Annotated in this window: 6 protein-coding genes; 1 reads left to right on the forward strand and 5 read right to left on the reverse strand. The window is 42.9% G+C overall.

Going from position 1 to position 9020, the window contains the following annotated elements:
* On the reverse strand, window positions 1–629 hold a 629-nt coding region (lptB, locus tag WKF69_RS16770; RefSeq protein ID WP_340383377.1), incomplete at its 3' end, for an LPS export ABC transporter ATP-binding protein.
* 12 nt (window positions 630–641) lie between these two features.
* Window positions 642–2351 carry a single-stranded-DNA-specific exonuclease RecJ gene (gene recJ, locus WKF69_RS16775; RefSeq protein WP_340383378.1) on the reverse strand — a complete coding sequence of 570 codons (1710 nt, stop codon included), beginning with the start codon at window positions 2349–2351 and terminating at the stop codon, window positions 642–644.
* 56 nt (window positions 2352–2407) lie between these two features.
* Here recJ and WKF69_RS16780 point away from each other — a divergent pair, with 56 nt between their 5' ends.
* Window positions 2408–3172: an MBL fold metallo-hydrolase gene (locus WKF69_RS16780; protein WP_340383379.1), complete on the forward strand. Its 765-nt coding sequence runs from the start codon at window positions 2408–2410 to the stop codon at window positions 3170–3172.
* Window positions 3173–3232: 60 nt separating this feature from the next.
* Here WKF69_RS16780 and WKF69_RS16785 read toward each other — a convergent pair whose 3' ends face one another.
* The 3 genes from WKF69_RS16785 to gcvP all read right to left on the reverse strand — a co-directional run.
* The gene (locus WKF69_RS16785) at window positions 3233–3814 is read right to left on the reverse strand and encodes a YceI family protein (RefSeq protein ID WP_340383380.1); all 582 of its coding nucleotides are present in this window, start codon (window positions 3812–3814) and stop codon (window positions 3233–3235) included.
* A gap of 114 nt (window positions 3815–3928) precedes the next feature.
* Window positions 3929–6166, reverse strand: a complete 2238-nt coding sequence (locus tag WKF69_RS16790) for an ABC transporter substrate-binding protein (RefSeq protein WP_340383381.1) — start codon at window positions 6164–6166, stop codon at window positions 3929–3931.
* Window positions 6167–6288: 122 nt separating this feature from the next.
* A partial coding sequence (gcvP, locus tag WKF69_RS16795) for an aminomethyl-transferring glycine dehydrogenase (protein WP_340383382.1) occupies window positions 6289–9020 on the reverse strand: 2732 nt, incomplete at its 5' end.

Consider the following 9020-nt stretch of genomic DNA (forward strand, 5'->3'; position numbering starts at 1 on the left):
TCAGCAAGCAAATAAGCCCTGTCGGTGATCGAGAGTGTTTCCTGTACGTTGTGGTCTGTTATCAGGATGCCAATGTTTCTTAATTTAAGCTTGGCTACGATACTTTGTATCTCTTCCACGGCAATCGGGTCGACCCCAGCAAAGGGTTCATCAAGAAGGATGAAATTAGGATCTGCAGCCAGAGCACGGGCAATCTCAGTCCTTCTCCGTTCGCCTCCTGAAAGAAGGTCGCCTCGGTTTTTCCGAACTTTGTGAAGGCTAAACTCCTCAATGAGCTGCTCCAGCTTATCCCGCTGCTCTTCTTTGTTAAGGCGTCCCATTTCTAAAACTGCCCTGATATTGTCTTCAACAGTAAGTTTTCTGAAAACTGATGCTTCCTGTGCCAGATACCCGATCCCTTTCTGGGCCCTTCGGTACATCGGATCTCCGGTTATGTTGACTTCGTCCAGATACACATTGCCTTCGTTCGGCCTGATCAGTCCGACGATCATATAAAATGACGTGGTTTTACCTGCCCCGTTTGGCCCCAGTAAACCTACAATTTCACCCTGTGAAACGTGAAAGGAAACGTCGTTGACAACTGTACGTTGTTTGTATTTTTTTACGAGATTTTCAGCTTTTAAGATCATTCTATTACCTGTCTAAGCTGGTTGTGATAAGCGTATACCCTTGATATTCAATTGCAGTGATGTTTTGTCCATCCATTTGTTTTCCTCGATGGTATAGCAAATATCAAATGGCATACCATTGTTAATCTTTGGAAGATATTCGCCCAAACCAAATCCAATGCAGTTATAAATTGTTTTATTATCCTGACGTACGCTCATCTTTAGATGTTTGTCCCCAACGGTAGTAGGGGAACCGTAAGTATAAACATTTCTGCTAACAAATATGGGCGCCATATTCAGAGGTCCGAAAGGCTCAAATTGCTTTAGAACGCGGTAAAACTTGGGATCTATTTTATTAAGATCGAGCTCAGCATCAATCGTTATTGATTGAACAAGCAGCTCTTCCGGGATGGTTCTGCCAACTACCTCTTCAAACTTCTGCTGAAATGCAGGAATGTTTTCCGTTTTCATGGTGAGTCCGGCAGCATATTTATGTCCGCCAAACTGTTCCAGCAGATCGCTGCATTCCAGCAGCGCTTCATACAGGTCAAAGCCCAATACAGATCGTGCCGAGCCAGCCGCGTATCCATTTGAATGAGTCATTACAATGGTTGGGCGATAGTACTTCTCAGTTAGCCGTGAGGCAACGATCCCGATCACACCTTTGTGCCATTGCTCATTATAAACTACGGTAGTTTTGCGTGCTATCAATTCAGGATCAGCATCGATCAATGCCAATGCTTGTTCGGTGATATTGCTGTCGTGCTCCCGGCGCTCGGTGTTTTTTATATTAATTACTTCTCCTTTTTCAAATGCTATAGCATCTGTTTCAGCGATCAACAAATTTACAGCGTGCTTTGCATCGTCAATTCTGCCTGCGGCATTAATGCGGGGGCCGATAGTAAAAACAACATCGGTGATCGTCAGATTTTCCTTCCTGCCGGATAAGTTCATCAGAGCGGTTATTCCCTTACATGGCTCAGTATTTATTCTTTGCAGCCCGTACCATGCAAGCACCCTGTTCTCGCCAGTTATAGGGACTATATCCGATGCAATACTAACTGCTACAAGGTCCAGATAACATAACAGGTCGTTAAAGGGTATGTTGTTTTTTTGAGCGTAGGCCTGAGTGAGCTTAAAGCCAATTCCACAGCCTGATAGTTCTTTGTATGGATACTCACAATCCCCGCGCTTAGGATCAAGGATTGCAACTGCAGCTGGCAATTCCTCTCCCGGAAGATGATGATCACAGATAATAAAATCTACTTTTTTTGTATTGGCGTAAGCGATCTTATCAACGGACTTGATCCCGCAGTCTAAAGCAATAATGAGGGTAAATCCATTCGCGGCGGCATAATCAATTCCCTGTGTAGAAATTCCATAACCTTCTTTATATCGGTCAGGAATATAGAAGTCTATTTCAGAATGATATTTCTTGAAAAAGCTATAAACAAGAGCTACTGAGGTTGTGCCGTCAACATCGTAATCGCCGTACACCAGGATTTTTTCGCGGGAGGCAATTGCATGCTCAATTCGTGAAATTGCAAGATCCATATCTTTCATCAGGAAAGGATCATGCAGGTGTTCAAGAGCCGGACGGAAAAAGTAGCGGGCTTTCTCGAAAGTGTCTATACCCCTTCCAACAAGCAGGCTGGCTAAAACAGCGTCGACCTTTAGCGATTGCTGCAATTCTTCTACGTCAGCAAGGCTTTTAACCTCCTGCTCCACCCACCTTTTTTGCATATCTTTGCCTTAATAAGCCGTAAAAATAGAATTTAACATCACAATAAACAAAGACATTGAAAGCTTTAGCCTTATGCGAAGGGTCCTATTCCGTAGATAGTACGAAGACTTTTTTACCTTTTGATCCGGCTATCCATAATACAAAAGACCGCCCGGCATCACTCTTCATTTACGTGCAGCCATTCCTGGTCAAGATTAAGAATGACCTCATTGTTTTCGACGCAGGTTTAGGCTTCAGGAACGACAAAGATGAGCTGATTATTCACGAGAACATCCGTAAAGCGGGTTTTGACCCAGGTGATGTCAACCTTGTCTTAATGTCACACCTGCACTTTGATCACTCGGGGGGCATGATCGATAAGACCGACGATAATATATCTCTAAGCTTTCCGAATGCCGAATACGTTATACAGCGCGGCGAATGGGAGGCAGCCTATAGCAAGCCTTCCCGATCATATAAAACGGAGATATTTGATTTTCTTCAGCGCAGCGGATCTGTACACTTTGTGGAAGGGAACGGTAAATTGAATGATTCAATATCATATGAGCTTACCGGTGGCCACTGCGAGTATCATCAGGTCTTTATTGTCAAAGAAGGGGACGAAACGATATTTTTCGGCGGAGATATACTTCCTGAGCCTGAGCAGCTATTAAGAAAATTCATGGCTAAATACGACTTCGATGGAAGACGAGCGATGGAGTTGCGGCAGGAATATGGGATAAGGGCGGCAGAAGGGGGCTGGGAATGCCTGTTTTATCATGCCAAATCAAAGGCTATGGCGAATGTTGGATTGGAAAGAGAGGGGTTTAGTATCAAGTAGCAAGTATCAGGTATCAAGACTAGACGCCCAGTCTTGATACCTGATACTTTGTACTCTAATCTATCTCTTCGCTACCAAATTAATATTCAGTTCAAATTCATCATCAATAGCTTTATCTCCGATATCCAGGAAGAAAGTCTTTGAACGAAATTTGACATCATATTTTGTACGGTCTACACGGATACCAGTCGCTACAGCAACAATAATATCTTTTTGCTGTTTTACAGTTGCTGGGAACGAAATTGGCTGCGTAATTCCTTTAATTGTAAGATTGCCGGCTATATTTACCCGTTCTGCACCCGCAGCAGTTACTTTTGTGATTACAAATTTCGAAGTCGGGTTTTTTTCCGCAGCAAAGAAATCGTCAGACTTTAAGTGGGTTGTCACACGCGCATTATCTGAGGTAATGCTTGACATATTTATCAGAAATGATCCTCTTTTTAATGCCTTGCCATTTGAAACCAGATTCCCGGAAGTAATCTTGATAGTTCCTTTATGACCACCACCAACTTTTTTGGCTGTCCAGTCGATAGTTGAGCGCTCGATGTCAACAGTATAAGTTAGGTCTTTTGCAGGTTTATCGAATGACACGAACACGGTCAACCCTGTTAAAATGCTTAGTGTTAAAAAGAGTTTCTTCATTTTTCTTATTTAATCGTTAAAAGCTTGCACAAAGTTATTCTATAAATATATTCTAAAATCAATGAATGTTCAGACTATATCAATTCTGTCACTGAGATATTACGAGTAAGGATATCAAGAGATTACTCCGTTCTTAAAAGAAATTTTAAAAGTAGTGCCCACATCAGGCATACTATCAACTTCAATTTTCCCGTCCAGCGACTCTATTTGAGATTTAATAATGTATAAACCAAGGCCCTTGCCCTCTATTTTGTTATGGAAACGCTGATAAAGGCCAAATATTTTACTACCAAATTTGGTCATGTCCATTCCCAGACCATTATCGCTGAAATAAAGTACGGTATAATCCTTCTGCACCCGGGTTTTCAGGCTGATGATCAGTTTACGTTTATCCGACCCGTATTTGACTGCATTGGTCAGCAGGTTCAGGAGTATGCTATGAAGGAATCTTTTTGGGAAATAAATAGTATTTATCTCAGAGAAGTTGATTTCAATTTGAGCACCGGATTCAGTTACTTGTTTCTCAATACTTCTTATAATAAGATTAAGCTCGGTCTCAATATCCAAACTTTCTCTGTGAACGTGATTGCCGGACTTGCTTGCTACAATCTCTATCAGGTCACTTAATGTTGAATCCAACTGTTTTACACAATAGTGGATCTTGTGGGTGATTTCCTCATTCAATTCAGGAGAGAGTGCTTCTTCAGATTGCATTTCTGTAAGGCTCATGAGATTTACCACCGGTGCCCGAAGATTATGTGAAGTGATGTAGGCAAATTTCTCCAGCTCTGAATTGGTCTTTCTCAGTTCATTTGTAATTTCCTGAAGTTCTATTTCCTTCTCCTTAATGAAATCTATGTCCAGGTGGGTTCCGATCATATTAGCTGCCTTGCCATCTTCCTGAAAGCTTACCACTTTACTAAAAGATAGGATCCATTTCCATGGCCCTTGTTTAGTTTTTATACGATAAGCCAGGCTATTGGAGGTGTAGCGTCCATCAACCTGCCCGGTAATGATTTCCCGAACTGTGTCATGATCTTCCTCATGAACAATATCCAGCCATGAAGAATTTTTCAGAAATTCATCAGGATCGTATCCCAGGGCCCGCACCCAATTGCTGTCATATGAGGTTTTATTCGACACCAGATCCCATTCCCAGATCCCAAGCCCTGCCGCTTGTATCGCAAGTTCCAATCTTTGCTCTGTTCCTTTTCGAAAAGTAATCTCTTTCTGGAGGGCTGTCGTCTTTTTATGAACAATTTTTCTCAACTGCCAATTCCATATAAGGGCAATCACAAACAGTGATGCCGCTATTCCTAAAACATAGAGCAGAACGTCAAAATAAAGTACTTTTCTTACACTCGCATCTGCGAAAAGAAATCCATTTATCGAATCGGTCTTCTGAGCAATGCCAATTTGCTTGTAAACATCCAGCATCGACTGCCACCTTCCCGGGTTCATATGGCCCATCTCAACCAGATCGGGTAAGATGAGCTTCTGCATTTCTTCGGCTTCGTTGAGCAAATCTTCTTTAGAAACGCCGCGTTGTTTCACACCTGGTAGGGTTAAAATATAATCTGCCATTTCAGATGGATGTGACATGGCATATACCCAGCCTTTGAGGCAGGCGGCATTAAATTTCTCAACTTTTTCGGGTTCATCATTAGCAATGGACCGTGTTGTAAAGAGCACATCACCGTAAAAATCAATTCCATAATCTATGGGCCTGATCAAAGTTACGTTGTATCCTAGTTTTCTTATCTGATTTGGCTCCACAGTGCTATAAGCGGTTATTGCATCGACTTTTCCACTTATCAGATCCTGATGGTTCCAATTGTGTGCAACAATTTTGATCTTATTCATAGGGATACCTTCCCTAATAAATAGCGCTTTCAGCAACGGCCAACCCTGGTCTTCAGAAGCCATGATCCTTTTGCCAGCGAGATCTGTTGCTGTGTTTATCTTACTGTCGGCCAGAGTTAAAAATACATATGGTGAATGCTGGAATATAGCAGATATAACAACAACAGGTTTTTTAGCAATATGATGGTTGATGATGTCTGCCCCGGTTACTCCAAATTCGGCAGTTCCATTGAGGACGTTCTGCACTGGTGGATTTTCGGTATTACCTTCGAGTAAATCCACATTGAAACCAGCCTCTTTAAAGAACCCTTTCTTTTCGGCAGCATAATAACCTGCGAATTGAAACTGGTGGTGCCATTTTAACTGAAGCCTGATAGTGTTAGTTTCCTGTGCATTTACTGGGGCAGATCCGACGAGACAATAGCATGAAATGCCTGCAATAATTAAGAAACGGCGAAGTTTAATTTTTACTTGCTTGATCAGGGTCATGTTCCGGCCAAATTTACCTAAGGTACAAATTTGAGACACTTGAATTAAATCTTTGATAATGTACAAATTAGATTTTTGATCCAACCGGATTTGTTACAACTTACTATAGATAAAAACGTGAGTCAAGACGTAGAAGATTCCGATACTGGAACCTTTTGGGATGGTCTGATTGTTTGCAAAAAATGCTCTTCCATATAACTTTCTATCGGCGGACATGCGCAAATCAATGTCCTGTCGCCGTGTGTGTCATTAACCCTTCCAACTGATGGCCAGAATTTAAATGCAGCTACATACGAAAGAGGAAAAGCTGCCTTTTGTCTGCTGTAAGAATGATCCCATGCATCTGCAGTCACTACGGCTGAAGTATGGGGTGCATTTTTAAGCGGATTATCAGTCTTGTCAGATGTGCCGCCTTCTACTTCCTGAATTTCAGCGCGGATAGCAATCATAGCATCACAAAAACGATCAAGCTCGTGTTTAGGTTCTGATTCTGTGGGTTCGATCATTACTGTTCCTGCAACCGGGAACGATACAGTAGGAGCATGGAAGCCATAATCCATCAGCCTCTTGGCGATATCTGTAACTTCTATACCGAAGTTTTTGAACGACCGGCAGTCAAGTATCATTTCATGTGCGCAGCGGCCCTGGCTGCCAGAATATAGCACCGGGTAGTGCTTCTCCAAACGCGACTTTATATAATTTGCATTCAGGATCGCATATTTTGTAGCGTTCGTCAGGCCTTTTGAGCCCATCATCGCAATATATGCGTGGGAGATCAATAAAATAGAAGCCGAGCCCCATGGTGCTGAAGATACAGCAGGAATTGACTTCTCATTACCAATGGAAACTACCGGGTGACCGGGCAAATAAGGAACAAGATGTTTTGCAACGCCGATAGGGCCCATTCCCGGTCCACCCCCGCCATGCGGGATGCAAAATGTTTTATGGAGGTTAAGGTGGCAAACATCCGCACCTATTGCTGAGGGACTTGTAAGGCCAACCTGTGCATTCATATTTGCACCGTCCATATAGACTTGTCCGCCATTTTTATGAATGGTTTCACACACCTCTATGATTGACTCTTCAAAAACCCCATGCGTAGATGGGTATGTAACCATCAGACATGAAAGATTTTCAGCATGCTCTCGTGCTTTCGCTTTAAGATCAGCTACATCAATATTTCCTTTCTCGTCACATTTAACAATGACGATCTTCATGCCTGCCATCGCTGCTGAGGCTGGATTGGTTCCATGAGCCGAGGATGGAATTAAGGCAACAGTCCGCTGGAAATCTCCGCGATCCTGGTGGTAAGCACGAATAACCATTAGGCCGGCATACTCACCCTGGGCACCAGCGTTTGGCTGCAAGCTCATCGCGGCAAAGCCGGTGATCTCACTCAGCCACTTATTTAGCTCATCAAAGATTTGCATGTATCCCCCCACCTGATCTGTTGGTGCAAACGGATGCATCTTGCTGAATTCAGCCCAGGTAACCGGCACCATCTCCGTGGTTGCATTAAGCTTCATGGTACATGAGCCTAAAGCTATCATTGAATGACAAAGTGAGAGATCCTTCGCCTCAAGCGACTTTATGTAACGCAGCATTTCATGTTCTGAGTGATGCGAATTAAACACAGGATGGCTCAGGTAAGCGGAATTACGCTGCAGATCTCCTGGGATATGTAAGTCAATCCCTTGTTTAAGTGTATCAGTATCAATATCGTGAAGGTTTTTACCTTTCACTTTAGCAAACAGTCGCACTAAGGTTTGTACATCTTCAAATGATGTTGTTTCATCAAGCGAGATGGTAACTGAAGATCCTTTATAATTCAAATTCACTTCATTGTTCAACGCTTCTGCGTGAATAGGATTCACCAGATCGCCAAGATCAAAACGTAGCGTGTCAAAGAAAAACTCATTCTCCTGTTTGTAGCCCAGGCTTTGAAGAGAGTCCTTAAGAAGAACAGCGAGGCCGTGGATGCGTTCTGCTATAAGCTTAATTCCGGTTGGACCGTGATATGTGGCATACATTCCAGCCATGATGGCGAGAAGGGCTTGTGCTGTACAAATATTTGACGTTGCTTTATCTCTTCTAATGTGCTGTTCGCGGGTTTGAAGTGCCATACGTAGTGCATAATTTCCCGCGCTGTCAATAGTAACACCAATAATTCTTCCCGGCATCGAACGTTTATATTCGTCTTTAGTTGCAAAAAATGCCGCATGCGGTCCGCCAAATCCCATTGGAACTCCGAAGCGCTGGCTGGAGCCTACGACAATGTCGGCGCCCCATTCTCCCGGAGGAGTTAACAAGCTGAGCGACATGATGTCGACAACCACGGTAAGTTTTATTCCCTTTTCATGACCTTTGGCTGCGAAATCTTTATAGTTATAGACTGAACCATTTCCTGCCGGATACTGAACGATCGCACCGAACATGGACTCATTAAGCTCTACTGTATGGTGGTCACCAATCACTATCTCAATCCCGTAAGGAGCTGAGCGGGTTTTTAAAATATCTATAGTTTGGGGTAATACCTCTTCCGAAACAAAGAAAACATTGGCTTCCGAGTTCTTGCGCAAGCTGTATTGCATGAACATTGCTTCACCCGCAGCAGTACCTTCATCAAGAAGAGATGCGTTGGCAATTTCCATCCCAGTAAGGTCTACAACCATGGTCTGGAAATTCAGTAAAGCCTGTAAGCGGCCCTGGGCAATTTCAGCCTGGTAAGGAGTGTATTGTGTATACCAGCCCGGATTTTCAAAAAGATTTCTTAGAATTACACTTGGTACAATTGTATCATAATAACCCTGACCGATAAACGATTTATAGACTTTATTTTTCGCTGCTATTTTTT

Origin of the sequence: Daejeonella sp. (genome assembly GCF_037719425.1) — a bacterium.
Classification (GTDB): Bacteria; Bacteroidota; Bacteroidia; order Sphingobacteriales; family Sphingobacteriaceae; genus Daejeonella.